The organism is Mycobacterium sp. NGS64, from assembly GCF_059812245.1.
The window spans coordinates 19879-45319 of sequence record NZ_JCALCI010000005.1 but is presented as its reverse complement, the minus strand read 5'-3'; the positions used below and the strand labels follow the sequence as shown (position 1 = coordinate 45319).

Genomic DNA, 25441 nt, shown 5'->3' with positions numbered 1-25441 from the left:
CCGACAGGATGGAGCCCATGACGAACGACGGGCCCGGCCGCGCAGGCCTTGAAGGGCACAGCACCCGGTGAACGCGCTGCCGCCGCCCGGTTATCCGGCGGTCCCCCCGCCCGGCCAGTACGCACCGCTCGGCTACCCGCCGGCCGGGTATGGCCCCCCACCGGGGTACGGCGCGCCGCCGCCCGGCTATGGCCCGCCGCCGGGCTACGGTTCCCCGCCGGGCTACGGTCCGCCGCCGGGCTACGGTCCGCCGCCGGGCTACGGTTCGCTGCCGGGCTACGGTTCGCCAACGGCCTACGGTTCGCCACCGGGATACGGCCCGCCGCAATGGGTTCCCGGGGCGCTCAAGCCCGGGATCATCCCGCTGCGGCCCCTGACCCTCAGCGACATCTTCAACGGCGCGGTCGGCTTCGTCCGGGCCAACCCCCGGGCGACGCTGGGGCTGACCGCGATGGTGGTCGTGGTCATGCAGCTCGTTTCCATGCTCGCGACGTTCGGGCCACTGGCCGCCTACGGCAGGATCACCGTCGCACGCTCCAGCGAGCTGAGCGGCGGCGTCGTCGGAGCGTGGCTGGGCTCGATGGCCGCGGGGATGATCGTCACCTGGCTCGGCGGCATGCTGCTGTCCGGCATGCTCACCGTCATCGTCGGGCGGGCGGTGTTCGGAGCGCCGATCACCATCGGCGAAACCTGGGTCAAGATTCGGGGGCGGCTGCTCCCACTGCTCGGGTTGGCGCTGCTGGAAGGCGTCGCGGTGGCGGCCCTTTTCGGGCTGGTGGCGGTGATCATCGCGCTGTTGGCGGTCGCCGGCGCCCCGGCGCTGGCGGTCCTGTTGGGCTTCCCGCTGGTGCTCGCGGCGATCGTGGCGCTGGTCTACCTCTACACCATGGTGTTGTTCGCGCCGGTGCTGATCGTGCTGGAGCGGCTGCCCGTCATGGAGGCGATCACCCGATCGTTCAGGCTGGTCCGCGGCGGCTTCTGGCGGGTGTTGGGCATCCGGACGCTGACCTTCGTGGTCGCGTCCTTCATCGGCAACGCCGTCGCGCTCCCGTTCAGCATCGTCGGTCAAGTGCTGCTGGTCAGCGGCGGAGCCCCGTCCACCGGGGGGTTGCTGCTGAGCAGCGCGATCGCGTCGGTCGGGGCGGCCATCGGCCAAATCATCATCGCGCCGTTCAACGCCGGGGTCATCACGCTGCTCTACACCGACCGCCGGATGCGGGCCGAGGCGTTCGACCTGGTGCTGCAGACCGGCGCCGCGGGCGGCCCCTACGCGGCCGCGTCCACCGACAACCTCTGGCTGACCCGGCCGGTGTAGGACCAGCTGACCGTGCCCTCCATCGACATCGACCGCGATGCCGCCCATCAGGCCGCCCAGATAGAGCTGGGCAAGCCGATCTATTCGAAAGGCTCGGCCGCCCAACAATTCGCCGAGTGGGTCAACGAACTGATCTACCGGCTGCTGGACAAGACCGCCTCGATACCCGGCGGATGGTTCACCACCAGCGTGCTGCTCATCCTGCTGGCCATCGCGGTCGTGGTCGCCATCCGTATCGCACGACGCACCATGCGCACCAACCGCGGCGGCGACTACCAGTTGTTCGAGGCCTCCCAGCTCACCGCGGCACAGCACCGCGCCACCGCCGAAAACTATGCCGCACAAGGCGACTGGTCGGCGGCGATCCGGCATCGGCTGCGCGCCGTCGCGCGCCAACTCGAGGAGACCGGCGTGCTGGAACCGGCACCCGGCCGCACCGCCAACGAGCTGGCCCGGGACGCAGGCGCGGCCCTGCCGCACCTGGGAAGCGAATTATCTGATGCCGCAACGGCTTTCAATGACGTGACCTACGGCGAGCGGCCCGGAACCGAGGCCGGCTACCGGATGATCGCCGCCCTCGACGACCATCTGCGCTCGCGTTCGCCCGCCGCGGCGCCGGCGGCCGGCCGGCCCGAGGCCACCGACTCCTGGGCGCAGGTCCGATGACGGCGACGCGTCCGGCGGCGCCAATGCCGGTGCGGCGCTGGCGAACGTGGGCCTGGGTGGTCCTCACCGTCGTCACGCTCGCCGCCATCGCGGGCGTCGGCGCCTACCTCACCGCACCGCGTCCCGGTGCCCGGATGGATCCGAAATCGACCGAGCCGGACGGGGCGCGCGCGCTGGTGACGCTCCTGCGCGACGGCGGCGTCGAGGTGGTGGTGGCCGACACCGTCGAAGACGTCGAACGCGCGGCGCGGCCGGGCACGCAGATCCTGGTGGCGCAAAGCCAATATCTCACCGACACCGCGCTGCTGGACCGGCTCGGCAACGCCCCGGGCGATCTGCTCCTGGTGGAACCGACGGTGCGCACCCGGGAGGCGCTGATGCCCGGGGTGCGCATGTCGGCCGGCAGCACGGCATTCGACAAGAGCCCGAATTGCTCACTGCGAGAGGCGGACCGCGCCGGGACGGTGCGGTTCGGGCCCAGCGACACCTATCGGGCGACCGACAACCGGTCCATGACGAGCTGCTACGACGGGATACTCATCCGGTATCGGGACGACGGGCGAATCGTCACGGTGGTCGGCAGCACCGACTTCATGACCAACGGAAGCCTGCTGCAGGCGGGCAACGCCGCCCTGGCCATGAACCTCGCGGGCGCACGGCCCCGGCTCATCTGGTACGCGCCCCACCGCGTCGAGGGTGAAACGTCGTCCCCGTCAAGTGTTTCCGATTTGATCCCGGAAAATGTGACCTGGATCGTGTGGCAGCTGTGCGTCGTCGTACTGCTGGTTGCCCTGTGGAAGGGCCGCCGGCCTGGCCCGCTGGTGGCCGAGGAATTACCCGTCGTGGTGCGCGCGTCGGAGACCGTCGAGGGCCGCGGCCGGCTCTACCGGTCCCGGCGCGCCCGCGACCGCGCCGCCGCGGCGTTGCGCGCCGCCACGATTCAGCGACTGCTGCCCCGGCTCGGCCTGGGCCCGGGCGCGCCGGCGCCCGCGGTGGTGGCGACAGTGGCCCGGCGCAGCGGCGCCGACCCGGGATTCGTTTCCTACCACCTGTTCGGGCCACCGCCGGCCACCGACCACGACCTGCTACAACTTGCCCGTGCGCTCGACGACATCGAAAGGCAGGTCACACGAACGTGACGCAATCACAAACCCCGACCGCTGAGGCGGCACGCGAGGCGCTGCTGGCGTTGCGGTCCGAGCTGGCCAAGGCCGTCGTCGGGCAGGAGGGGGTCGTCAGTGGCCTGGTGATAGCGCTGTTGTGCCGGGGGCACGTGCTGCTGGAAGGTGTTCCGGGCGTGGCGAAGACGCTGTTGGTGCGCGCGATGTCGGCCGCCCTGCAGCTGGAGTTCAAGCGGGTGCAGTTCACTCCCGACCTGATGCCCGGCGACGTCACCGGCTCGCTGGTGTATGACGCGCGCACCGCCGCGTTCGTGTTCCGGCCGGGCCCGGTGTTCACCAACCTGCTGCTGGCCGATGAGATCAACCGCACCCCACCCAAAACGCAGGCCGCGCTGCTCGAGGCGATGGAAGAGCGTCAGGTCAGCGTCGAGGGCGAGGCCAAGCCGCTGCCGGACCCGTTCATCGTCGCCGCGACCCAGAACCCGATCGAGTACGAGGGCACCTACCAACTGCCCGAGGCCCAGCTCGACCGGTTCCTGCTCAAACTCAACGTGACGCTGCCGTCGCGCGACGCCGAGATCGCCATCCTCGGCCGGCACGCGCACGGCTTCGATCCCCGCGACCTGTCGGAGATCACCCCGGTGGCCGGGCCGGACGAGCTCGCGGCCGGGCGCAAGGCGGTGCAACAGGTCCTGGTCGCCGACGAGGTGCTGGGCTACATCGTCGACATCGTCGGGGCCACCCGCTCGTCGCCCGCCCTGCAGCTGGGTGTGTCGCCGCGGGGGGCGACGGCGCTGCTGGGCACCGCGAGGTCGTGGGCCTGGCTGTCCGGCCGCAACTACGTCACCCCCGACGACGTGAAGGCCATGGCCCGCCCGACCCTGCGGCACCGGGTGATGCTGCGCCCCGAGGCCGAGCTGGAAGGGGCGACGCCCGACGGCGTGCTCGACGGAATCCTGGCGTCGGTGCCGGTGCCACGCTAGTGATTTGCGTCGGCGACGATGCAGAGCGCAGCGATGAGGAGGAGCGGCGCCGATGATCCTGACCGGGCGCACCGGGCTGCTGGCGCTGATCTGCGTCCTGCCCATCGCGGTATCACCCTGGCCTACAAGGGCTTTCGTGGTACTGCTGGTGTTGCTAGTGACGTTGGTGGTCGTCGATGCCACGCTGGCGGCCAGCACCCGTGCGCTGCGCTATACCCGTTCGGCGGAAAGTTCGGCCCGGCTCGCGCAACCGGTGCTGGTCACCCTGCAGGTGCACAACGACGGCCGCCGGCGATTCCGCGGCCAGATCCGCGACGCCTGGCCGCCCAGCGCGTGCGCCGAGCCGCGCATGCACGCCGTCAACATCGCCGCCGGGCAGGCGCAGCCGCTGGAGACCCGGCTGCGGCCGGTTCGTCGCGGCGATCAGCGCGCGGCCGCGGTCACGGCGCGTTCGATCGGACCGCTGGGGCTGGCCGGGCGGCAGGGTTCGCGGTCGGTGCCGGGTCAGGTCCGGGTGCTGCCGCCGTTCCTGTCGCGCAAGCACCTGCCGTCGCGGCTCGCCAAGCTGCGCGAGATCGACGGCCTCTTGCCGACACTGATACGCGGGCAGGGAACCGAGTTCGATTCGCTGCGTGAGTATGTCGTCGGCGACGACGTGCGCTCGATCGACTGGCGCGCGTCCGCCCGGCGCGCCGACGTGGTGGTCCGCACCTGGCGACCCGAACGCGACCGGCGCGTGGTGATCGCGCTCGACACGGGCCGCACGGCGGCGGGTCGCGTCGGCGTCGACCCCACCGCCTCCGACCCGGCGGGCTGGCCCCGGCTGGACTGGGCGATGGACGCGGCGCTACTGCTGGCCGCGCTCGCGTCGCGGGCCGGCGACCATGTCGACTTCCTCGCCCACGACCGGGTGAGCCGGGCCGGCGTGTTCGGCGCGTCGCGCACCGAGCTGCTCGCCCAGCTGGTCGATGCGATGGCCCCGGTCCATCCGGCGCTGGTCGAATCGGATTGGCGCGCAATGGTTGCCACCATCTTGCGGCGCACCCGGCGGCGGTCGCTGGTGGTGCTGCTGACCGACCTCAACGCGACCGCCTTGGACGAGGGCCTGCTGCCGGTGCTGCCGCAGCTGTCGGCCAGGCACCACGTGATGATCGCCGCCGTCGGCGACCCGCGCGTCGACCAGATGGCCGCCGGGCGCTCGGACGCGGCCGCGGTCTACGACGCCGCGGCCGCGGAACGCTCCCGCAACGATCGGGGCGCGATCGCGACGCGGCTGCGCCGCGGCGGCGTGGAGGTCGTCGACGCCCCGCCCACCGAGATCGCGCCCGCCCTGGCCGACCGCTATCTGGCGATGAAAGCCACCGGGCGACTGTAAGTTTCGGTGGGCTCAGCCGGTCGGCACCACGTCGGGCGCGTCTTCGACGTCGCCGGTCTCGCCGGCCTTCGCCGCGCGGCGGCCGAAATACACGATGTAGGACAGGAACGCGGCTTCGGCGATGACCCCGATGCCCACCCGGACGAACGTCGGCAACGGTGACGGCGTCACCAGCGCCTCGATCAGCCCCGAGACCAGTAGCACGCCCACCAGCCCGACGGCGACCGAGACGACGCCGCGGCCCTGCTCGGCGAGCACCTGCCCGCGGGGGCGATCGCCCGGCGAAATCACCGACCAGCCCAGCCGCATTCCGGTTGCGCCGGCAAGGAATACCGCCGTCAGCTCCAGCAGCCCATGGGGGATCAGCAGGCCCAGCAGGATGCCGCCCTTGCCGGCCTGAAACATCAGCCCGGCGATCAGCCCGAGGTTGGCGGCGTTGTTGAACAAGATGATCGGGATCGGCAACCCCAACACCACCGACATGGCGATGCACTGCGCGGCCACCCAGGAGTTGTTGATCCAGACCTGCAGGGCAAACGCGCCGGCGGGGTGTTCGCTGTAGTAGGACGCGACATCGTGGTTGACCAATTCGTCGATCTCACTTGGTGTTCCGAGGGCCGACTGCACCTCCGGATTGCCGGCCACCCACATCGCGATGATCACCACGACGGCGAAAAACGCCACCGCCGTTCCCAACCACCACCGCCAGGTGCGGTACGCGACCACCGGGAACGACACCGTCCAGAAGCGGACGAAGGTGCTGCTCAGCGGCGCATGGGCGCCGGTCACCACGGAGCGGGCCCGCGCGACCAGGCTCGAGAGCCGACCGATGAGCAGCGAATCCGACGACGCGGACCGCAGCATCGACAGATGGGTGGAGACCCGCTGGTAAAGCTCGACGAGTTCGTCGACCTCCGCACCCGTCAACGACCGGCGCCTCTTGACCAACTGGTCGAGCCGGTCCCACGTACCGCGATGGGTCAGCACGAATGCGTCGACGTCCACCCTGCGCAGCCTAATCGGCCTGTACCGTTCGGTGTTATGTCGGAGGTGGTGACCGGGGACGCAGTGGTGCTCGACGTGCAGATCGCTCAGTTGCCGGTGCGCGCGGCCAGCGCGCTGATCGACATCACGGTGATCTTCATCTGCTACGTGCTCGGTCTGATGTTGTGGGCGGCCACCCTGACCCAGTTCGACTCGGCGCTGAGCACCGCCGTCCTGCTCATCTTCACGGTCTTGGTGGTCGTCGGCTATCCGTTGGCGTTCGAAACCGCCACGCGGGGAAGGTCGGTGGGCAAGATGGCGCTGGGCCTGCGGGTGGTGTCCGAGGACGGCGGCCCAGAACGCTTCCGGCAGGCGCTGTTTCGGGCGCTGGCGTCGGTGGTGGAGATCTGGATGCTCGCCGGCAGTCCGGCGGTGATCTGCAGCATCTTCTCCCCGAAGGGCAAGCGCATCGGCGACGTCTTCGCCGGCACGGTCGTCGTGAGCGAGCGCGGCCCTCGGTTGAGTCCGCCGCCGGTGATGCCGCCCTCGCTGGCGTGGTGGGCATCCTCGCTGCAGCTGTCGGGATTGGGCCCCGGCCAGGCCGAGGTGGCGCGCCAATTCCTTTCCCGCGCACCGCAACTCGATCCTCACTTGCGCCTACAGATGGCCTACCGGATCGCCGGCGACGTCGTGTCGCGCATCGCACCACCACCACCGCCCGGGGCCCCGCCGGAGTTGGTGCTCGCCGCGGTGCTCGCCGAGCGGCACCGCCGCGAACTGGCCCGGCTGCGTCCCCAACTGCCCCCGATGCCGCCCGCGGGCCCCTGGCCAGCGCCGGCCCCACCGGCCGCGCCCTGGTCGCAACCGCCAGCACACTGGCCGCGACTGCCGCAATCGCCGCAACCCCAGCAGCCCCCGGTCCCCTGGCCTGAGCCGGAGCCTGGCGGCTTCGCCCCGCCCGGCTAGCCGGAGACGGCGTCATCACCCCTTGAGTGTGAACCGTGGGTTTTGTGTGTGAGCCCTGGGCTGGAAGATTCGGCGATTTTCAACCCTGGCGCACCACGCAAAGCCGTCAGTGCACACTCAAGCCCTGAAACCCTAGCCGGAGACCGCCGCGGCCATCAGCAGGACGTCGGCGATCAGCAGCGCCCAACCCACCAGCGGGACTGCGATGCCGCCGCGACGCTTTGCGGTGAAGAACGAGACCAGCAGGACGACGAACGCCACCACCGGTGCGCCATAAAACGCGACGCCGAAATCGATGCCGCCGCGCCCCAGGTCGGGACAGCTCCGGTCCGCACACCCGGCGGTGCTCATCACCGCACCGAGCGCGAAGAGCATCACGATGGCCGCCGCGGGCACCGTCGCCAGCGCCAACCCCCAGTTCACCCACGGCCACGCGTTGCGACCTTGCGCGTCGCCGGCCCCGGTGGGGTCGGTAGCGCGTTGCGTCCCGCCGCCCACCGTCAGGTTGTTGTCAGCGTTCATCCCTCAGGTGCTACCCGCGGCCCGGGGGATGCAAACCGCGCGACCGACGTCGGACCAAAATTCGCTTTTCGCAGGTCAACGCGATTTCGTCGCCACCCAGGCCGAAGTTATCGGAATATCTCGTTGCATCGCGTTAGGTTCCGATATATCGTGATATGACGTAGCGTGCGATCGGCGCGTTACCCCCAAACGATCGAGAGGAACTACCAACAATGAGCAACCCATTCACTCCCCCCGAGGGCCCCTTCGCGGGCCGGACCGGCTTCGGATTCGGATTCGGACCCGGCCCGGTGGACCGCCGCGCCCTGCACGACGCCAGGCGTCAGGCCCGGCGGGAATTCCGCGAACACCTGCGCGACCACGCCGGTGACCACTTCGGCCCCGGTTTCGGGCCGGGATTCGGCCCCGGGTTCGGCCCGGGCTTCGGCTTCGGCCCCGGCGGCCGTCGCGGCGGACGACGTCGCGGCGGCTCCGGCCGCGGACGCCGCGGCGACGTGCGCGCGGCCATCCTGGCCCTGCTGGCCGAGCGGCCGATGCACGGCTACGAGATGATCCAGCAGATCGCCGAGCGCAGCAACGGAATCTGGCGGCCCAGCCCCGGGTCGGTGTACCCGACGCTGCAACTGCTCGACGACGAGGGCCTGATCAGCGCGAGCGAAACCGACGGCAGCAAAAAGCTTTTCGAGCTGACCGACGAGGGACGCGCGGCGGCCGAGAAGATCGAGACCAAGCCGTGGGACGAGATCGCCGAAGGTGCCGACCCGGGTGCGGTCAACCTGCGCGCGGCCATGGGCCAGTTGTTCGGCGCGGTCGCGCAATCCGCGCACACCGCCACGGCCGAGCAGCAGCAGCGCATCGTCGAGATCATCAACAACGCCCGCCGCGAGGTCTACGGCATCCTCGGCGAGGACTGAGGCCCGGCAGCAGCGGTCCCTGGACTACGACGTGTTAGGACACGTCAACCCAGTCCAGGGTCCGCTGCACGGCCTTGCGCCAACCCGCGTATCCGGTGTCGCGCTGCTCGTCGTCCCAGTTGGGCGTCCAGCGCTTGTCCTCCTGCCAATTCGACCGCAGGTCCGACGGATCGGCCCAGAACCCGACGGCCAGGCCCGCCGCATAGGCGGCGCCGAGCGCGGTCGTCTCGGCGACCACCGGCCGCACCACGTCCACGCCCAGCACGTCGGCCTGGATCTGCATGCACAGGTCGTTGCCGGTGATGCCGCCGTCGACCTTCAAGACCTCAAGGCGCACACCGGAATCCGCCTTCATCGCGTCCACCACGTCGCGGCTCTGGTAGCAGATCGCCTCCAGCGTCGCCCGCGCCAGGTGCGCGTTGGTGTTGAACCGCGACAGCCCCACGATCGCGCCGCGGGCGTCGGATCGCCAGTAGGGGGCGAACAACCCGGAGAACGCCGGTACGAAATACACCCCGCCGTTGTCGGGGACCTGACGGGCCAGCGACTCGCTCTGCGCGGCGCCGCTGATGATGCCGAGCTGATCACGCAACCACTGCACCGCCGAGCCCGTGACCGCGATCGAACCCTCAAGCGCGTACACGGGTTTGGCGTCGCCGAACTGGTAGCAGACCGTGGTCAGCAGGCCGTTGTCCGAGCGCACGATCGTCTCGCCGGTGTTGAGCAGTAGGAAATTGCCGGTGCCGTAGGTGTTTTTCGCCTCGCCCTCGGCCAGGCACACCTGACCTACCATCGCCGCGTGCTGGTCGCCCAGGACTCCCGTGATCGGTACCTCGCCACCGAGCGGCCCGGTTTCCAGCGTCACCCCGTAGGGCTCGACGGGCGAGGAAGCCGCGATCGCCGGCAGCATCGCGCGCGGGATGGCGAAGAACGACAACAGCTCGTCGTCCCAGTCCAGCGTTTCCAGGTTCATCAGCATGGTCCGGCTGGCGTTGGTCACGTCGGTGACGTGCGCGCCGCCCCGCGGGCCCCCGGTGAGATTCCACAACACCCAGGTGTCGGCGGTGCCGAAAAGGGCGTCGCCGCTCTCGGCGGCTTCGCGGACCCCGTCGACGTTTTCCAGGATCCATTGCAGCTTGCCGCCGGAGAAATACGTCGCCGGCGGCAGGCCGGCCTTGCGGCGAATCACGTCCCCGCGGCCGTCGCGGTCCAGCGCGGACGCGATCCGGTCGGTGCGGGTGTCCTGCCAGACGATCGCGTTGTAGTACGGCCGCCCGGTCCGCTTGTTCCATACCAGCGTTGTTTCGCGTTGGTTGGTAATCCCAAGTGCTGCCAGCTGTTTGGGCGACAGGTTGGCCCGGTTCAACACCGACGTCAGCACCGACGACGTGCGTTCCCAGATCTCCACCGGGTCGTGCTCCACCCAGCCCGCGCGGGGCAGGATCTGCTCGTGCTCGAGCTGATGGCGGGCAACTTCGGCACCGTCGTGATCGAAAATCATGCAGCGGGTGCTGGTGGTGCCCTGATCGATTGCGGCTACGAATTCAGCGGACTCGGCCAACTAGCTCTCCTCCACCCGTGATTGACACCTGTAGGTCCATCATGGTCTACCCACCCGACCGGCGTCAGCACTGGTCAGCCTGTCGCCCTTGCATTGCCGCCGGTAAACCTGTTGCATCGGCGTTGTGGGCGAAGAGGTCAAGCGCACCACGTATGACCGCGCACAACGCTCGGAGTACCGGCGCAAGGTGCGGTTGTGCCTGAACGTCTTCGAGACGATGCTCGCCCAGTCGCGCTTCGATTCCGACCGGCCGCTCACCGGCATGGAGATCGAGTGCAACCTCGTCGACGCCGACTACCAGCCGGCCATGTCGAACCGGTCCGTGCTGGAGGCGATCGCCGACCCGGCTTTCCAGACCGAATTGGGCGCCTACAACATCGAATTCAACGTGCCGCCCCGCCCGCTGCCCGGGCACACGGGGTTGGACCTCGAGGCCGAGGTGCGGGCCAGCCTCAATGACGCCGAGGCCAAGGCCAACTCGGGCGGGGCGCACATCGTGATGATCGGCATCCTGCCCACGCTGATGCCCGAACACCTCGACGACGGCTGGATGAGCGACTCGACGCGGTATGCCGCCCTCAACGACTCGATCTTCTCCGCGCGCGGCGAGGACATCCCGATCGACATCTCCGGCCCGGAGCCGCTGAGCTGGAACGCCGCCACCATTGCGCCCGAATCCGCTTGCACCAGCATGCAATTACACCTACAGCTCGCCCCCGCAGAGTTCGCCGCCAACTGGAACGCGGCCGAGATCCTCGCGGGGCCGCAGCTCGCGCTGGGCGCCAACTCCCCGTACTTCTTCGGCCACCAGCTGTGGTCGGAGACCCGGATCGAGGTGTTCACCCAGTCCACCGACACGCGGCCCGAGGAACTCAAGGCCCAGGGCGTGCGGCCGCGGGTGTGGTTCGGCGAGCGGTGGATCACCTCCGTGCTGGACCTGTTCCAGGAGAACATCCAGTATTTCCCGTCCCTGCTGCCCGAGGTGTCCGACGAGGACCCGGTCGCCGAGCTGGCCGCCGGGCGCACCCCGCAGCTGCCCGAACTGCGCCTGCACAACGGCACCGTGTACCGGTGGAACCGGCCCGTCTACGACGTGGTCGACGGTCGCGCGCATCTGCGGCTGGAGAACCGGGTGTTGCCGGCCGGGCCGACCGTCATCGACATGCTGGGCAATTCCGCCTTCTATTACGGCGTGCTGCGCGGCCTGTCCGAAGCCGAGGATCCGCTCTCGAACCGGATGGATTTCCTTGTGGCACGGGAGAATTTCCTCGAGGCGGCGCGCCACGGCATCGACGCCCGGTTGCACTGGCCCGATCGGGGCGAGGTGACGGCGCGCGAGCTGGTGCTCGACACCTTGCTGCCGATCGCCGACGACGGGCTGCGCCGCTGGGGCGTCGACGCCGAGGTGCGCGACCGGTTCCTCGGCGTCATCGAGGGTCGCGCCCGCGCCGGCCGCAACGGCGCCAGCTGGCAGGTGTCCACCGTGCGTACGCTGGAAGCCGGCGGCATGAGCCGGCCCGCCGCGCTCGCCGAAATGCTGCGACGGTACTGCGAACACATGCATAGCAACGAGCCGGTGCACACCTGGGATCAATAGGGGAACCATGTCATCCGAAATCATGGACTGGGACGGTGCGTACCGCGAGGAGGGCGAATTCCAGGGGCCGCCACCGTGGAACATCGGGGAGCCGCAGCCGGAATTGGCGGCGCTCATCACGGCCGGAAAATTTCGCAGCGACGTGCTGGACGCCGGGTGCGGGTACGCCGAGCTGTCGCTGGCGCTGGCCGCGCAGGGCTACACCGTGGTCGGCATCGACCTCACGCCGACCGCCGTCGCCGCCGCCTCCAAGGCGGCCCGCGAGCGAGGCCTGACCACCGCGGGCTTCGTGCAGGCCGACATCACCGACTTCGCCGCCTACCCACCCGGTTCGGAAGGACGCTTCTCGACGATCGTGGACTCGACCTTGTTCCACTCGCTCCCGGTCGAGGGCCGCGACGGCTACCTGCGCTCGATCCACCGCGCGGCGGCACCGGGCGCCGGCTATTTCGTCCTGGTGTTCGCCAAGGGCGCCTTTCCCGCCGAGATGGAGCCCAAGCCCAACGAGGTCGACGAGGACGAGTTGCGCGCCGCGGTGAGCAAGTACTGGGAGATCGACGAGATCCGGCCCGCCTTCATCCATGCGAACATCCCGCCGATCACCGACGCGCCGTTCGAGTTCCCGGCGCACGACCGCGACGAGAAGGGCCGGATGAAGATGCCGGCCTACCTGCTGACCGCGCACAAGGCCGGCTGACTTCTTGTCAAGCCGGCCCGTGCGCGGAAACAGCCGGTCAGATCGGAAGTTCGAACTGGAACAGCGGGATCGAGCCGATGTTGATGGGGGGAATTTCGATATCGGGCAGGCCGAAGGCGCCGATACCGATGGGCGGGATGATCAACGGCGGCGTGTTATACGGCGGCAAGCTGAGGAACGGGAACGTGAATTCGCCGATCCGGATCGGCGGAATGGTCACCGGCGGCAAATCGAATCCTTGCTCGTTGATCGGCGGCAGGGTGAACCCGCCGACGTGGATGGGGTTGAGGGTAAGGGACGGAATCGTGAAGCCGGAAAGGCTAATGGGCGGTATGGTAAACGCCCCAAGGCCAATGGGCGGTATAGTAAATGCCCCAAGGCCAATGGGCGGTATAGTAAATGCCCCAAGGGTAATGGACGGTATGGTGAATCCGGAAATCGAGCCGGGTGTGTGCAGGCCAAGCCCGCCGTTTATATCAAAGGTCTGAAGGTTAATACTTATTTGACCGATCGGTAAGCCGAACCCGGTCGTGTTAATCGTAACTAACGGTTGATTGGCCCCTATGACTGAGAGATCCGGGAAAGTTATCGCGGGAAGACTAATAGTAGGGACAGTTATCGTGGGCAAGGTGATGCCGGGAACCGAGATTTCCGGGAGGCTGAAGCCAGGGACCGAGATTTCAGGAAGACTGAAGCCGGGCACAGTCACCGAGGGCAGTTGTATGGGAGGCACAGATATGGGGGGAGTTATTATCTGCGGCAGGTTGAATGGAGCCACATGTATGGGAGGCGACGTGAATTGCCCGACATGAATGGGCGGAATAAATATCTTCGGCAAACTAAAGGGGCTTAGTTGTATATTCGGGGGCGTCAACCCGCCAGGAATGCTGATGGACGGAAGACTAATCTGGGGCAGAGCGAAAGCGCCGAGATTCACGGGCGGTATGTGTATCGGCGGCAGGTTGATCACGGGTGTGCCGATTGTGACCAAGACGCTGCTCGGCCCAAAGTCAAGCGTCAGGAGGCCGTCCAGGTACGTTTGGGCGGCCGCCGGCACGGCAGCGGCGGCCGCCGGCGCGCCGCCGAGTACGTTGCCCAGAACTTGCCCTGCGTTGGCGGCCTCGGCGGCCGCGTAGGCGCCCGCACCCGTGCTCATCATGGAGACGAACTGCTGATGGAACGCCTGCGCCTGCGTAGCGAGAGCTTGGAATTCCTTGCCCACGTTGCCGAACACCGAAGCGATCGCGACCGAAACCTCATCCCGAGCCGCAGCCGCTAGCCCCGTCGTGGGACCTGCTGCGGTCACCGCCGCTTCGGCCAGCGACGAACGTACGCCCGCCAGGTCCGCGGCCGCACTTTGAACCAGATCCGGCGTTGCAATCACGAACGACATCTCGCATCCCTTTCTCACAGCTCGTCATCGAGCGGAGGCCGGTGAAAGTTGTCGAGCCCTGGAGCAGCGGCCGCAGCTACCGACCGGATATAAGTGAGTACAGCCGATTTCCATACCTTTAGTCAAGTGAAACGGCGATTTTCAGAGTATGCATTCGCTAGCTGGATAGCCGCGACGGAAAACGGCCAGAACGCGCCGGGGAGCGGAGCGCCGTCAGTCCACGGGACCCCGCCGCACCTCGACGAAGGTGACGATCCACCCGTCGCCGGGCCTAATCCGCGCGAGCGTCACTGCGGCCAGCGTGTCAGGCCGGCCGACGCTACGGCGCCACGCGGCGGCCGTTAGGGGCCCGTGCCCAGCAGGCTGGCCGCGACGTCGTTGACGATCGAAATGAACGTGTTCGCTTCGATGGTCAGCCCGTTCAACCAGGTGGGGACCGGCGGGATCGTGAACTGATCTTCCTGAACGGGCGCCACGGTGATGTTGGGGATGTCGATACCGGGCAGGTTGAAGCCGCCGACGCCGACGGGCGGGATCGTCAGCGGCTCGGTGGCGAAAGCCGGCCAGCTAACCTGGGGCAGCGTGAAACCACCGACACCGATCGGCGGGATGGTCAGTGGCGCCGTGGCGAAGGCCGGCCAACTGACCTGCGGCAGCGTGAACCCGCCGACGGCGATGGGCGGAATGGTGATCGATGGGATGGAGAAGCCGGAAAGGCCGATGGACGGGAACACATAGTCGCCGCCGCTCGGGTTGCTGACGCTCAGGATCGGCAGGGTCAGGGGCCCGATTTGAATACTGGGGATACCGAATTGAGAAATAAATCCTTGCGTGTTGAAGCCGAGTGACGGCGCGTTGATATCGAACGACTGAAGGTTGATGTCATAGTCCGGGAAGAGGACGTTCCCGGTATGTAAATGGACCACTGTCTGCCCCCCACCCGGAACATTGATATCCGGGAACTGTATCTGCGGAAGGTCGATTCGGGGAACGGTTATCGAAGGCAGGCTCCAGCCCGAAACCTGGACGAGGGGCGTCTGGAACGGCGGTATTGTCACCGCGGGCAGGTTGATCGGCGGCACCGTTATGGCGGGGGTCGTTATCTGCGGCAGGTTGAATGCGCCGACGGTGATGTTGGCGGGCGTCGTCCCGGCCGGAATATTGATCGACGGTATCGACAATTGCGGCAGGTTGAACGGACTCACCGTGAGATTCGCGAGCGTGGCACCGGCCGGAATGTTGACGGCCGGAATGGTGAGCTGGGGCAGGTTGAAGGGGGCGACGCTGATCGGGGGCACGTGCACCGCCGGCAACGTGAACCCGGGTGTGCTGATCGTGAATTGAATGCCGCCGGTCCCGATATTGATGTCCAGCAGGCCGTTGAAAAGGTTGAAGGTTCGGTAGGTCGCTGCGGGTACCGCCGCGGCGGGCGGCGCAGCACCGGCTACCGCGTTGCTCAGCACCTGCCCGGCGTTAGCAGCCTCGGCGCTGCCATATGCCGCCGCGCCGGCATTCAGCAAGCTTTCGAATTCCGCATGAAATGCCTGCGCCTGGGCGTTGAGAGCTTGAAATTGCTGGCCGGCGCTGCCGAAGACGAAAGCGATTGCGTTCGATACCTCGTCTGCCGCGGCGGTCGCAATCCCGGTGGTGGGCCCCCCGATCGCGGCGGCTTGCGTCAGCGAGGCGCGAATGCCCGCCAGGTCTTGGGCTGCACCCTGCACCGCTTCCGGCACGGTAACCACATACGACATCTCCGTCTCCTTTCACGGACGCCGAAAACGGGCGAGCAAAGCGAATGTGACGGCGGCCGAAGCCAATTCATCGGTCGACCCGTCCCAGGCGGCATGCGGCATCTCAGGCGGTGACATTGCGAAGTTCATTCCGCACCTCTTTTCACCGGCTCCATCGCCGAGCGGCGAGCCGCTTCATAAAGAGTGATCCGCCGCGTGCTGCTAACGCCAAAAGCTACCCCACACGTGCCTAATAAGAACAGGCTTTTTCATACTTTCGGTCAAAATTAAGGTGGAAATTGACGAGTTCGGTATTTTTGGCCGCGCCGTGCAGTGGGCGGCAACAGCTAGGTGCCGGTCGCCGCTGTCGCTGCGATCAGCGCCTCGGCGAACGTCTCGAGGTCGTCGCCGGTCGTATCGACGTGCGGGGAAATACGCAGCACCGCCCCAGACAGTTCTCGGGGCGCGCGGGCCACCCCGGCATAGGTGCTCACAATGCGTCGCTCGGCGAGCAGCCAAGCCCGCACCGCTTCAGGGTCGGCGCCGTCGACGGGGGCCAGCGTGGTGATGGCGCTGCGCTCGTCCGCCTCTTCGACCACCAGCCAGCCGTCGACATCGGTCAGCAGGGTGCGGGCGATCTCACCCAACTCGGCCAGCCGGGCACGGACCGATTCCGGTCCGTATGCCAGATGCTCCCCCACGGCGACCGAAAACCCCACGCGCGCAGCGACATTCGCTTCCCCGAAGCCCAGTTGCTGGGCCACCGACAGTTGCGCCGCCCAGCGCGGCGCCGACAGCCGCGGTGTCAGTCGACCCATCAGCTCGGGCCGCAGGGCTAAGACACCGACGCCCCGGGGTCCGGCGATCCACTTGCGCGAGGACGAATACGTCGCGTCGGCGCCCACCGCGCAGTCGATGTGGCCCAACGCCTGTGCGGCGTCCACCACCAGCGGCAGGCCCAGCTGGCGGCAGAGCTTGGCCACCATGGCGAGCGGCTGCACCACGCCCCGGTGGCTGGCCAGCGGGGTGAGATGCACCAAATCAGGTGGGTCGCTCTCTAGATCGAACGCCGCCTGGTCGAGCGCCAGCCGCCCGTCGTCCAGGGTCGGCAGGGTCCGCGCCTCGAACCCGTGGGCGGCCATCACCGCCAGGTTGGGGCCGTACTCGCCGGGCAGGCAGGCCAGCGTGCGCCGCTCGGCCGGCCAACTGCCCAGCAGCAGATCCAGCGCATGCAGGGAGCCGGTGGTGAACACCACCTCGGCGTCGGGCACGCCGCACAGCGTCGCGACCGCCGCCCGGCCCGCCTCGAGCAGCGGGGCGGCCGCCTCGGCCGCGACGTACCCGCCGACCTCCGATTCGTGCAGCGCGTGCTTGGCGGCGGCGTCCATGGCGGCGAAACTCTGGCGCGAGCAAGCGGCGCTGTCCAGGTGCAACCCGGCCACGGGCGGGCGGGCCGCCCGCCACCGCTCGGCCAGCGAACCGCCGAGGCTCACTTAACGGCCAACGACAGCCCGAAGTCGCCGGCTTCGTCGGTCCACCATCGGATCCGGCGCAGTCCGGCGTCGGCCAACTCGGCGCTCACCCCGTCGGGGCGGAACTTGCACGACACCTCGGTCAGCATCTCTTCGCCGTCCGCGAAATCGACGGTCAAGTCGAGCGCCCCGACGCGCACCCGCTGGCTCCGGCCGGACCGCAGCCACATTTCGATGCGCTCCTCGTCGGTGTTCCACCGCGCGACGTGCTGGTAGGCATCGATGTCGAAGTCGGCGTCGAGTTCGCGGTTGATCACCGCGAGCACGTTGCGGTTGAACCGGGCCGTCACACCGGCGGCGTCGTCGTAGGCGCGCACCAGCCGGTCGGCGTCCTTGACCAGGTCGGTGCCCAGCAGCAGGCTGTCCCCCGGCCGCATCACCCCGGCCAGCGTCGCGAGGAACCGCGCGCGCGGCTCGGGGGTCAAATTGCCGATCGTCGACCCCAGGAACACGAACAGCCGCACCCCGCCGCCGGGGATCTCGGTCAGGTGTTCCTCGAAATCCCCACAGACCGCACTGATTTCGACGCCCGGGTACTCGCGCTGGATGGCGGTCGCGGTCGCCGACAGCATGCCGGCGTCGACGTCGAACGGCACGAATCCGCGCAGTGAGCCCCGGTCCCGCAGCGCGTCCAGCAGCCGGCGGGTCTTCTCCGAGGTGCCGGCACCCAGTTCGACCAGCGTGTCGGCCTCGCTGGCGGCCGCGACCTCGGCCGACCGGGCGCGCAGGATCTCCGCCTCCGCACGGGTCGGGTAGTACTCGGGCAACCGGGTGATCTGGTCGAACAGGTCGCTGCCCACCGAATCGTAAAACCACTTGGGCGGCAACGACTTCGGTGTCTGCTGCAGGCCATCGAGCACGTCACGACGCAATGCGTGATACGCCGAGTCGGCGGCCAGGTGGTTGGACAGCGTCAGCGTCATCGAGATCCTTTCGAGTTGAGCGGGGTCAACTGAATCCCCTCCGAGGTGACCTCCACCAGGTGACGGTCCGGCACGTCTTCCCAATCGGGCGCGTCGTCGTACGGTTCGCTGGCCAGCACCACCCCGTCTTCGCGGCGCAGGATGAACAGGGTGTCGCCCCACGCGGTCGCCACCAGTCGAGAGCCGTTGGCGGCCAGAATGTTCAGCCGCGCCAACGGGTCGGCCGCGCCGACTTCGACAATGGTGTCGGCCAGCGCGTCCAGCCCGCGCTCGAAGATGGTGGCCGCGAGTATGGCGCTGTCGCAGACGGATTCGGCCGACGAGGTGAGCGGAAGCACCGTGCGGTCGACGATACCGTTGTGCGACAACAACCAACGGCCGTCGGTGAACGGCGCCGTCGCGGTGGCCTCGATCGGCATGCCGACGGTCGCCGAGCGCACCGCGGCCACCACGCAGTGGCTGCGCAGCGCCGGCGCGACCGAGGCGAACGACGCGTCGCCCCACAGCGGCGCCGGGCTGCGCCAGCGCCGCGGCATGTCACCGTCGAAAAACCCGACGCCCCAACCGTCGGCGTTCATCAGGCCGTGCTTCTGGCGCCGCGGAGCATACGACTGCACCCGCAGCCCGCACGGCGGGTCCAGCACCAGCGACGAGACGCTCACGTCGGCGCCCAGCCAGCCCAGGTGACGGCACATCAGTCGGCCACGTCCCACGCCAGGCGGACACCGGAGAAGATCTGGCGCCGGATCGGGTGGTCCCAGTTACGGAAGCTGGGCCGCACGATCCCCGGCTCGACGGCCCACGACCCGCCGCGCAGCACCCGGTAGTCGCCGTCGAAGAAGGGCTGCGAGTAGCGCTCGTAGATCATCGGGACGAACCCCGGCCACGGCCGCAGCGGCGACGCGGTCCACTCCCAGACGTCGCCCAGCATCTGCTCGACCCCGTACGCCGAAGCGCCCGCGGGATATGCGCCGACGGGCGCGGGCCGCAGCGCGCGGCCGCCCAGGTTGGCCACGGCTTCCGACGGCTCCTGCGCGCCCCACGGGTAGCGGCGCCGGGCGCCCGTCGCTGGATCCCACGCGCAGGCCTTCTCCCACTCGATCTCGGTGGGCAGCCGGGCGCCGGCCCAGGCCGCGTAGGCCTCGGCCTCGAAGTAGGTGACGTGCTGCACCGGCTCGTCGGCGGGGATGTCTTCGATGTAGCCGAACCGCGCGCGGGTTCGGCCGTCGGGACCCCAGAACTGCGGCGCGGTCAGGCCTGCGGTCTGTCGGTGCTGCCAGCCCCGCTCGGACCACCACCGCGGCTGCTCGTAGCCGCCGTCGTCGATGAAATGTCGCCACTCGCCGTTGGTGACCGGGACCCGGCCGATCCGGAAAGCCGGCACGTCGACGACGTGAGCCGGGCGCTCGTTGTCGAGCGAGTACGGTTCGCTCGCGGCGTCCACCCCGAGCACGAACGGGCCGCCGGGGACCAGCACCGACGTTCCCGCCAGCCCCGGACGGCCCGCGGGCAGCACCGATCCGTCGCGCAGCAGCGGCGCGCCGGCGCGCAGGTTGAGCGCCTGCAACATCGTTTCGTCGTGCTGGTTTTCGTGGCTGACCACCATCCCGAAGGCGAACGCCGCTTCGTCTCCCGCGGGGTCGTCGGGCAGGGCGTCCAGCGCGTCCAGCGCGGCGGAGCGCACCGTCCGGCAATAGGACCGCGCACGCTCGGGCGACAGCAGCGGCAGCTCGACGCGGCTGGCCCGGGAGTGCTCGAAGGCGTCGTACAGGCCCTCGACGGCCGGCGGCAGGATCCCCGGGCGGGACGGATCGCCGCCGCGCAGCAACCAGAACTCCTCTTGCTGACCGATGTGCGCAAGGTCCCACACCAGCGGGCTCATCAACGGGTCGAACTGCCGCCACAGCTCGGCGTCGTCGAATTCGACCAGCCGCAGCGTCCGCGCCCGCGCCCGCGCCATATCGTCGGCGAGCTTTTCCCGGGAAGTCACGCGCCCCCTCGCGGCCACCGCGCGGCCCTGGAGACCGTGGCCTCAATGCCGTGCTCGATCACCTCGTCGGAGAAGTCGTCGCCGGGACATCGGCCCCGCTCGACTCCGCTGACCAGCAGCTGCATCGCCTCGGTCAGTTCCGCCGGCGCCCGCTCGGCGGCGACCGCGACACACTTGTTGGCCGCCTCGTAGAGCCGCCGGTCGCGAAGGCCGACCCGGGCGGCGGTGTCCCAGGCGGTGGCGACCGGTTCGACGGCCTCGGCCGCGATGTCGGCGGCGGTCGGGTCGTCGAGCAGCGTCACCAAGGTGAACACCACGGCGGGCCAGAGGGCGTCCGGCACGCTGTCGAGGTAGCGGATCTCCAGCCACTGCCTCGGCCGGACCGGCGGGAACAGCGTGGTCAGGTGGTATTCCAGGTCGGCGACCGTCGGGCGCCGGTCACCGAGCAACGCCCGGCCGTCCACCCAGTCGGCGAAGGGCACCCACCGCGTGACGGCCGTGGCCTCGGGGTTGTGCACCAGCATCACCGGGGCCTTGAGCGCATAGCGCGCCCAGTCGGTGCCCGGGTCGTCACCGCTGGCCCCCAGGATGGGCCCGCACCGCGCCGAGTCCATGTCCCCCCACACCCGCTGCCGGGTGGAGACCCAGCCGGTGAACTCCCCGCCCAGCATCGGGGAGTTGGCGGCGATGGCGATCATCATGGGGCCTAGGGCGTGCGCCAGCCGGACCCGTGCCGCCCAGCCGTCCCGCGGCCCGGCGTCCACGTTGACCTGGATCGACGCGGTGGATGTCATCATCGCCGCGCCGGCCTCGCCGGAGCGGCTGGAGTGGAAGAACTGTTCCATCGCCTGGTAACGCGCGCCGGGGTTGATGCGCCTCGGGGGCCGCAGCGGATCCGCCCCGAGGAAAACCAGCCCCAACCCGGCGTCGGCGAAGGCCGACCGCAGCACGGCCTGGTCCCGGTTCATCGCATCGATGGAGGCCAGCACCCCGTCGGCGGGCGGACCCGACAGTTCGACGGCGCCGCCGGGTTCGACCGTGACGGCGCTGCCGCCCGGCAGGTCGGGCAGGTGCTCGAGCACGTCGGCGATTTCGTCCCAGCCGGGCCTGCGATGCGGGTCGACCGGGTCGTGGCAATGCCCTTCGAGCTCGAGGCCGATGGACCGCAGCGGCGCATCGGACAGGCAGGTCTCGGCGATGTATGTCGCGGCGGCGGAGGAGTCGACCATCTCGGCTTGGGCGGTGCTGACGGCCGCGGGCGTCATATCACTATCCCTTCGAGGGGCCGGCCGACCCGGCATGGCCTGCGGACCGCTGGTTGCACAGCTGACGGAGAAATAATCGCCACTACTTCATCTTGCAGATCGCACCGACATATTCCCGTCCTGCCGGACTTTTCCGCGACGGACCACCCGAGTGTCCGGAAACCACGCTACTGACCCAGCGCGTTCTGCATGGCCCCGGCCAGCACGTTGACCGCGGGTCCCGCGTTGCCAGACTGGCAGACCTTGGCCTGCAACAACACGTTTTCACGCAGCCTGGTTTGATCGAAGCACCGACGGTCGGTGCCGGCCTCCTGCTTCGTCCAGTTCGCGTCGCCGCCCGTCGCCGGGCCGCCGTCGAACGACCACACCTGTGTGATGCCGTTGTCCAGATGCATCGCAGTGGTCTGGCCCGAGCAGCCGACGGTCCGGTCGACCACGCGATGGAACGCCCGGCCCGCGGCGTCGTTGGTGGCGAACACCCCGACGGCCTGCTTGACGAAGTGGGTCTGGTCGTTGGCCGACGTCTGTGTGGTTGCCCCGTTGAACGACGCGAGATCAGGATCGTCGAAGACTTCGGGCAGCCCGACGTCGGCCCAGTTGTTGCACACCGGCAGGTCGACCGAATAGCCCTGGAACGGCTGCGTGAACACCGACTCCCAGCCCATCGGTCCGCCGACGATGTTGCCGACCGATCCCTTCGGCAGGACCGCGTAGTTCACCACCCCGGGCTCCGACGGGTGAGCCACCGCCGCGGGAACAGCCAGCGCTCCCCCGACCACCACACCGATGGTCATTACCGCCGCGCCGATGCGCATGGTCATGGGTTTCGATCATGCCAGGGCAGCTGCCGGGTGGCGAACATCGATTATCGGGCCCCGACCCCCTTCGAGGCCTTCGCGTAACCGCAATCGGCCCAACAACTTTCGGTGCGGCGGAACAAACCGGACCAGCGGGCCGCGTTTCTGTAGCGGTTCAAAAAAAGGCGGGTATGCCTACGGGCGCGGATTGCCCGGAGTGTTCGGCGCGGGCGCCGGCGCGCTGGGCGTCGGTGTCTGGCTGGGGCCACCCGGACCGACGCCCGGCGGCGGACCGAAGGGGCCACCCGGGCCGCCCGGACCGGCGCCCGGCGGCGGACCCCACGGGCCCATGCCCGGACCCCCCGGCCCGCCGTACTGCCACGGTGCACCTGGGCCACCAGGTCCGCCGGGGCCGTACATCATGCCGTGATGATGCTTGTAGTGATGCCAGTGATGGCTGATTCCCATGACCATGGCCCCCGCGAAGAAGACGGTCGAGAGGATGAAAACGATCCCGGCGACGATCACCACCCACGCGGCGGCCACATAGACCTTCGGAGGCTTGACCGGCGCGTACGCGGGCGGGGCCGCGGCGACGGGCGTCGGTTGCGTTGACGGTTCGGGTGTTTGGGTCATGCCTTGAATATTGCCCCTGTCGCCGACGGCGATAACAGGTCCGAGACGCAATTGTTGCTGAGAATCGAGCGGCCCGGCGCTCGTGCGAGCGCCGGGCCATCGGATATGGGTTTACCGACCCGCCGCGACTACGGGGTCCGAGACGGGGCGACGGACGACGGAATCTGGCTAGGTCCCGGAGCGCCTGGGGTCGCCGAAGCGGGCCCACCGCCTTGGACCGCCGCGGGACCACCGCCGGGTCCGCCGGGGCCGCCCGGTCCGCCGGGACCGAAGCGGTGCGGATGCATAAACGCCGCGTGGTGCTTGTGGTGGTGACCCCCGTGGCCGTGATGCCCGAGCGCCATGCCGGTGAAGAAGATCACCGAGATGATGAACACGACTCCGGCGACGATGGCGACCCATGCCGCGGCAAGGAAGACCCGAGGGATCCGGTAGAGCGCCGACGCTGCCGCCGGCGCGGGTTCGGTTGCGGTAGCTGTCCGCACAGTTGGGGTTTCAGATGTTTCACTCATGAGACAAATGATGCGTGCGTTAAGAGTAGTTATGGCTATGCATTAGTTAAGTAGCTGCTATGAGCTAAAACCGCGTTCTACCTGCCAAAATCACGGGGGCGCTACCCGACGGGCGCGGCGGCCTGCGACCCCAGGCGCTCGACCGGCCTCGGCGCTTGCGACGTGGCCGACGCTCGGCTAAACCGCAGATCCGGCCGTCGCTGCGTTACCGTGAATCGGTCCTGATCACCCTCCATCGGCTCGTGCAGCGAGCGAAGGTGCGGGACGTTCATTGTCTGTCGGGACTCAATGAGAGGTGCGGGATGTCGTTTGTGATCGCAGTACCGGAAGTGGTGGCGTCGGCGGCTTCGGATGTGGCGGGCATCGGGTCGATGATCGGCGCGGCCAAGGCCGCGGCGGCGGCTCCGACCACCGGGGTCCTGGCCGCCGCCGGCGACGAGGTTTCGGCGGCGATCGCGTCGGTGTTTTCCACCCACGCGCAGGAGTTTCAGGCGCTCAGCGATCAGGCGGCAGCGTTTCATAGCCAGTTCGTCGAGGCGTTGGCCGGCGCCGGCGGGTTGTATGCGAGCGCGGAGGCCGCCAACGCCTCGCCCTTGGAGAGCCTGCTGGGGGTAATCAATACTCCCACCGAGCTGCTGCTGGGGCGCCCGCTGATCGGCAACGGCGCTAACGGCGCCGCCGGGACCGGGGCCGCCGGCGGGGCCGGCGGGATCCTGTTCGGCAGCGGCGGCAACGGCGGATCCGGCGCACCCGGAGGGAACGGCGGGGCAGGCGGAGCGGCCGGCCTGTTCGGGGCGGGCGGGGCCGGAGGCGCAGGCGGTCCGGGCGGCCTCGCCAACACCGGCGGCGCAGGCGGCGCCGGCGGGGCGGGCGGGCTCTTTGGTGGGCCGGGCGGTGCCGGCGGGGTCGGCGGATTCGGCTCCGTCACCGGCGGGGCCGGTGGAGTTGGTGGCGCCGGCGGACTGTTCGGGGGCCACGGCGGCTTGGGTGGTGCCGGTGGCCTGGGATCAACCACCGGTGGCGCTGGCGGCGCCGGAGGCGCGGGTGGGATGCTCGGCGGCGCCGGCGGGTTGGGCGGTGCCGGCGGAGTCGGCAGCGCCAGCGGCGGCGGCGGGTCGGGCGGGACCGGCGGGGCCGGCGGGCTGTTCGGCGCTGCCGGCACAGGTGGAAGCGGCGGGGCCGGGGCCACCACCGGCGGGAACGGCGGGGCCGGCGGGAGCCACCTGCTGTTCGGCGCCGGTGGCGCAGGTGGCGCAGGTGGGGCAGGCCACACCGGCGGGAACGGCGGGGCCGGCGGCAATGCCGGCATCCTGTTCGGCGCGGGCGGCGCCGGTGGCGCCGGCGGATTCGGCAGCGCGAACACCGGCGGGGCCGGCGGGGCCGGCGGCAACGCCGGGTTCCTGTTCGGCACCGGCGGCGCCGGTGGCATCGGTGGGTTCGGCGAGCTCACCGGCGGTGCCGGCGGGGCGGGCGGCAACGCCGCGTTCCTGTTCGGCACCGGCGGCGGCGGTGGCGCAGGCGGTCTCAGCGACACCGGCACCGGCGGTCACGGCGGGGCCGGCGGCAACGGCGGCAAGCTGGTCGGCGGCGGCGGTACGGGCGGCGCCGGCGGCCAGGCCCTCGGCACCGTCGGCGGGGACGGCGGTAACGGCGGCAACGCCGGGCTGATCGGCAACGGCGGCAACGGCGGTGACCCGGGGACAGGCACAACCAAGGGCAACGCCGGTGCAGGCGGTGCCGGCGGGCTGCTCGGCCTGCCGGGGGTGAACGGAACGTAGCCGGCGCCGTTTCGCGTAAGTCGTTGAAACGCCGGTGCCGCGTCTGGCAACATCGCCTGCTACCAGCGCCGCGACTACCCGCCGGAGGAACCGTGACCGCGGGCAACATCATGATGGTCACCCTGCTGGCGTGGGCCGTTCTGGCTCCGCCGGCCTTCCTATGGCTGGGCGTCCTGCTCGAACA

The 25441-nt window shown here is 69.3% G+C and carries 23 protein-coding genes; 10 read left to right on the top strand and 13 right to left on the bottom strand.

The features are described 5' to 3' along the window. Positions 1-67 precede the first annotated feature (67 nt). The 5 genes from AC5Y4S_RS21620 to AC5Y4S_RS21600 are packed head-to-tail and all read left to right on the top strand — an operon-like array spanning position 68 to position 5460. A complete protein-coding gene (locus tag AC5Y4S_RS21620) occupies positions 68-1315 on the top strand; it encodes a DUF7847 domain-containing protein (protein ID WP_500034696.1) in 1248 nt (415 codons plus the stop codon). Positions 1316-1327: 12 nt separating this feature from the next. Continuing rightward, on the top strand, positions 1328-1981 hold the full coding sequence (locus AC5Y4S_RS21615; RefSeq protein ID WP_500034695.1) for a DUF4129 domain-containing protein: 654 nt from the start codon (positions 1328-1330) through the stop codon (positions 1979-1981). Further along, a complete protein-coding gene (locus AC5Y4S_RS21610; protein WP_500034694.1) occupies positions 1978-3120 on the top strand; it encodes a DUF4350 domain-containing protein in 1143 nt (380 codons plus the stop codon). Before AC5Y4S_RS21615 ends, AC5Y4S_RS21610 begins: the two co-directional genes overlap by 4 nt. Next, positions 3117-4085 carry an AAA family ATPase gene (locus AC5Y4S_RS21605; protein ID WP_500034693.1) on the top strand — a complete coding sequence of 323 codons (969 nt, stop codon included), beginning with the start codon at positions 3117-3119 and terminating at the stop codon, positions 4083-4085. The genes AC5Y4S_RS21610 and AC5Y4S_RS21605 overlap by 4 nt, the downstream gene beginning before the upstream one ends. A 52-nt stretch (positions 4086-4137) precedes the next feature. Beyond that, positions 4138-5460: a DUF58 domain-containing protein gene (locus AC5Y4S_RS21600; RefSeq protein WP_500034692.1), complete on the top strand. Its 1323-nt coding sequence runs from the start codon at positions 4138-4140 to the stop codon at positions 5458-5460. Between the two features lie 12 nt (positions 5461-5472). Here AC5Y4S_RS21600 and AC5Y4S_RS21595 read toward each other — a convergent pair whose 3' ends face one another. After that, positions 5473-6465 (bottom strand): stage II sporulation protein M, encoded by a 993-nt coding sequence (locus tag AC5Y4S_RS21595; protein WP_500034691.1) that lies wholly within the window; start codon positions 6463-6465, stop codon positions 5473-5475. Between the two features lie 36 nt (positions 6466-6501). Here AC5Y4S_RS21595 and AC5Y4S_RS21590 point away from each other — a divergent pair, with 36 nt between their 5' ends. Next, entirely contained in the window at positions 6502-7410 is a 909-nt protein-coding gene (locus AC5Y4S_RS21590; RefSeq protein WP_500034690.1) for an RDD family protein, read from the top strand. Between the two features lie 132 nt (positions 7411-7542). Here AC5Y4S_RS21590 and AC5Y4S_RS21585 read toward each other — a convergent pair whose 3' ends face one another. After that, the gene (locus AC5Y4S_RS21585) at positions 7543-7932 is read right to left on the bottom strand and encodes a hypothetical protein (RefSeq protein WP_500034689.1); all 390 of its coding nucleotides are present in this window, start codon (positions 7930-7932) and stop codon (positions 7543-7545) included. 212 nt (positions 7933-8144) lie between these two features. Here AC5Y4S_RS21585 and AC5Y4S_RS21580 point away from each other — a divergent pair, with 212 nt between their 5' ends. Further along, on the top strand, positions 8145-8846 hold the full coding sequence (locus AC5Y4S_RS21580) for a PadR family transcriptional regulator (protein ID WP_500034688.1): 702 nt from the start codon (positions 8145-8147) through the stop codon (positions 8844-8846). A gap of 34 nt (positions 8847-8880) precedes the next feature. Here AC5Y4S_RS21580 and glpK read toward each other — a convergent pair whose 3' ends face one another. Next, positions 8881-10407 carry a glycerol kinase GlpK gene (gene glpK / locus AC5Y4S_RS21575; RefSeq protein WP_500034687.1) on the bottom strand — a complete coding sequence of 509 codons (1527 nt, stop codon included), beginning with the start codon at positions 10405-10407 and terminating at the stop codon, positions 8881-8883. 124 nt (positions 10408-10531) lie between these two features. Here glpK and AC5Y4S_RS21570 point away from each other — a divergent pair, with 124 nt between their 5' ends. Together AC5Y4S_RS21570 and AC5Y4S_RS21565 are read left to right on the top strand one after the other, a co-directional pair. After that, a complete protein-coding gene (locus AC5Y4S_RS21570) occupies positions 10532-12004 on the top strand; it encodes a glutamate-cysteine ligase family protein (RefSeq protein WP_500034686.1) in 1473 nt (490 codons plus the stop codon). Between the two features lie 7 nt (positions 12005-12011). Beyond that, positions 12012-12701 carry a class I SAM-dependent methyltransferase gene (locus tag AC5Y4S_RS21565; protein ID WP_500034685.1) on the top strand — a complete coding sequence of 230 codons (690 nt, stop codon included), beginning with the start codon at positions 12012-12014 and terminating at the stop codon, positions 12699-12701. 37 nt (positions 12702-12738) lie between these two features. Here the strand turns inward: AC5Y4S_RS21565 and AC5Y4S_RS21560 are convergent, their stop codons facing one another. The 10 genes from AC5Y4S_RS21560 to AC5Y4S_RS21515 all read right to left on the bottom strand — a co-directional run bounded on the left by AC5Y4S_RS21560 (position 12739) and on the right by AC5Y4S_RS21515 (position 23479). Continuing rightward, positions 12739-14094, bottom strand: coding sequence for a PE family protein (locus tag AC5Y4S_RS21560; RefSeq protein ID WP_500034684.1), 1356 nt, complete (start codon positions 14092-14094; stop codon positions 12739-12741). Positions 14095-14435: 341 nt separating this feature from the next. After that, the gene (locus tag AC5Y4S_RS21555; RefSeq protein WP_500034683.1) at positions 14436-15845 is read right to left on the bottom strand and encodes a PE family protein; all 1410 of its coding nucleotides are present in this window, start codon (positions 15843-15845) and stop codon (positions 14436-14438) included. 326 nt (positions 15846-16171) lie between these two features. Then, positions 16172-17317, bottom strand: a complete 1146-nt coding sequence (egtE, locus tag AC5Y4S_RS21550) for an ergothioneine biosynthesis PLP-dependent enzyme EgtE (protein ID WP_500034682.1) — start codon at positions 17315-17317, stop codon at positions 16172-16174. Then, entirely contained in the window at positions 17314-18279 is a 966-nt protein-coding gene (egtD, locus tag AC5Y4S_RS21545; protein WP_500034681.1) for an L-histidine N(alpha)-methyltransferase, read from the bottom strand. Before egtD ends, egtE begins: the two co-directional genes overlap by 4 nt. Then, positions 18276-18974 (bottom strand): ergothioneine biosynthesis protein EgtC, encoded by a 699-nt coding sequence (egtC, locus tag AC5Y4S_RS21540; RefSeq protein ID WP_500034680.1) that lies wholly within the window; start codon positions 18972-18974, stop codon positions 18276-18278. Before egtC ends, egtD begins: the two co-directional genes overlap by 4 nt. Then, positions 18974-20269, bottom strand: coding sequence for an ergothioneine biosynthesis protein EgtB (gene egtB / locus AC5Y4S_RS21535; protein WP_500034679.1), 1296 nt, complete (start codon positions 20267-20269; stop codon positions 18974-18976). Before egtB ends, egtC begins: the two co-directional genes overlap by 1 nt. Next, a complete protein-coding gene (egtA, locus tag AC5Y4S_RS21530; protein WP_500034678.1) occupies positions 20266-21534 on the bottom strand; it encodes an ergothioneine biosynthesis glutamate--cysteine ligase EgtA in 1269 nt (422 codons plus the stop codon). The genes egtB and egtA overlap by 4 nt, the downstream gene beginning before the upstream one ends. A 167-nt stretch (positions 21535-21701) precedes the next feature. Further along, on the bottom strand, positions 21702-22349 hold the full coding sequence (locus tag AC5Y4S_RS21525) for a sensor domain-containing protein (protein ID WP_500034990.1): 648 nt from the start codon (positions 22347-22349) through the stop codon (positions 21702-21704). 177 nt (positions 22350-22526) lie between these two features. Then, positions 22527-22967: a hypothetical protein gene (locus AC5Y4S_RS21520; RefSeq protein ID WP_500034677.1), complete on the bottom strand. Its 441-nt coding sequence runs from the start codon at positions 22965-22967 to the stop codon at positions 22527-22529. A 128-nt stretch (positions 22968-23095) separates the two neighbouring features. Next, complete coding sequence (locus tag AC5Y4S_RS21515; protein ID WP_500034676.1) at positions 23096-23479, bottom strand: hypothetical protein; 384 nt, start codon at positions 23477-23479, stop codon at positions 23096-23098. Between the two features lie 302 nt (positions 23480-23781). On the opposite strand from AC5Y4S_RS21515, the gene AC5Y4S_RS21510 reads away from it, so the two are divergent. Then, positions 23782-25257: a PE family protein gene (locus tag AC5Y4S_RS21510; protein WP_500034675.1), complete on the top strand. Its 1476-nt coding sequence runs from the start codon at positions 23782-23784 to the stop codon at positions 25255-25257. The last annotated feature ends 184 nt before the right edge of the window (positions 25258-25441 follow it).

What these genes read in the sequence shown, in the direction of transcription:
- AC5Y4S_RS21610 (WP_500034694.1), top strand. Translation starts at nt 1,978, where the DNA reads ATGACGGCGACGCGTCCGGCGGCGCCAATGCCGGTGCGGCGCTGGCGA.
- AC5Y4S_RS21600 (WP_500034692.1), top strand. Translation starts at nt 4,138, where the DNA reads ATGATCCTGACCGGGCGCACCGGGCTGCTGGCGCTGATCTGCGTCCTG.
- AC5Y4S_RS21590 (WP_500034690.1), top strand. Translation starts at nt 6,502, where the DNA reads ATGTCGGAGGTGGTGACCGGGGACGCAGTGGTGCTCGACGTGCAGATC.
- AC5Y4S_RS21585 (WP_500034689.1), bottom strand. Translation starts at nt 7,932, where the DNA reads ATGAACGCTGACAACAACCTGACGGTGGGCGGCGGGACGCAACGCGCT.
- AC5Y4S_RS21580 (WP_500034688.1), top strand. Translation starts at nt 8,145, where the DNA reads ATGAGCAACCCATTCACTCCCCCCGAGGGCCCCTTCGCGGGCCGGACC.
- AC5Y4S_RS21565 (WP_500034685.1), top strand. Translation starts at nt 12,012, where the DNA reads ATGTCATCCGAAATCATGGACTGGGACGGTGCGTACCGCGAGGAGGGC.
- AC5Y4S_RS21560 (WP_500034684.1), bottom strand. Translation starts at nt 14,094, where the DNA reads ATGTCGTTCGTGATTGCAACGCCGGATCTGGTTCAAAGTGCGGCCGCG.
- AC5Y4S_RS21555 (WP_500034683.1), bottom strand. Translation starts at nt 15,845, where the DNA reads ATGTCGTATGTGGTTACCGTGCCGGAAGCGGTGCAGGGTGCAGCCCAA.
- egtD (WP_500034681.1), bottom strand. Translation starts at nt 18,279, where the DNA reads ATGACGCTGACGCTGTCCAACCACCTGGCCGCCGACTCGGCGTATCAC.
- egtC (WP_500034680.1), bottom strand. Translation starts at nt 18,974, where the DNA reads ATGTGCCGTCACCTGGGCTGGCTGGGCGCCGACGTGAGCGTCTCGTCG.
- egtA (WP_500034678.1), bottom strand. Translation starts at nt 21,534, where the DNA reads ATGACGCCCGCGGCCGTCAGCACCGCCCAAGCCGAGATGGTCGACTCC.
- AC5Y4S_RS21525 (WP_500034990.1), bottom strand. Translation starts at nt 22,349, where the DNA reads ATGCGCATCGGCGCGGCGGTAATGACCATCGGTGTGGTGGTCGGGGGA.
- AC5Y4S_RS21520 (WP_500034677.1), bottom strand. Translation starts at nt 22,967, where the DNA reads ATGACCCAAACACCCGAACCGTCAACGCAACCGACGCCCGTCGCCGCG.
- AC5Y4S_RS21515 (WP_500034676.1), bottom strand. Translation starts at nt 23,479, where the DNA reads ATGAGTGAAACATCTGAAACCCCAACTGTGCGGACAGCTACCGCAACC.
- AC5Y4S_RS21510 (WP_500034675.1), top strand. Translation starts at nt 23,782, where the DNA reads ATGTCGTTTGTGATCGCAGTACCGGAAGTGGTGGCGTCGGCGGCTTCG.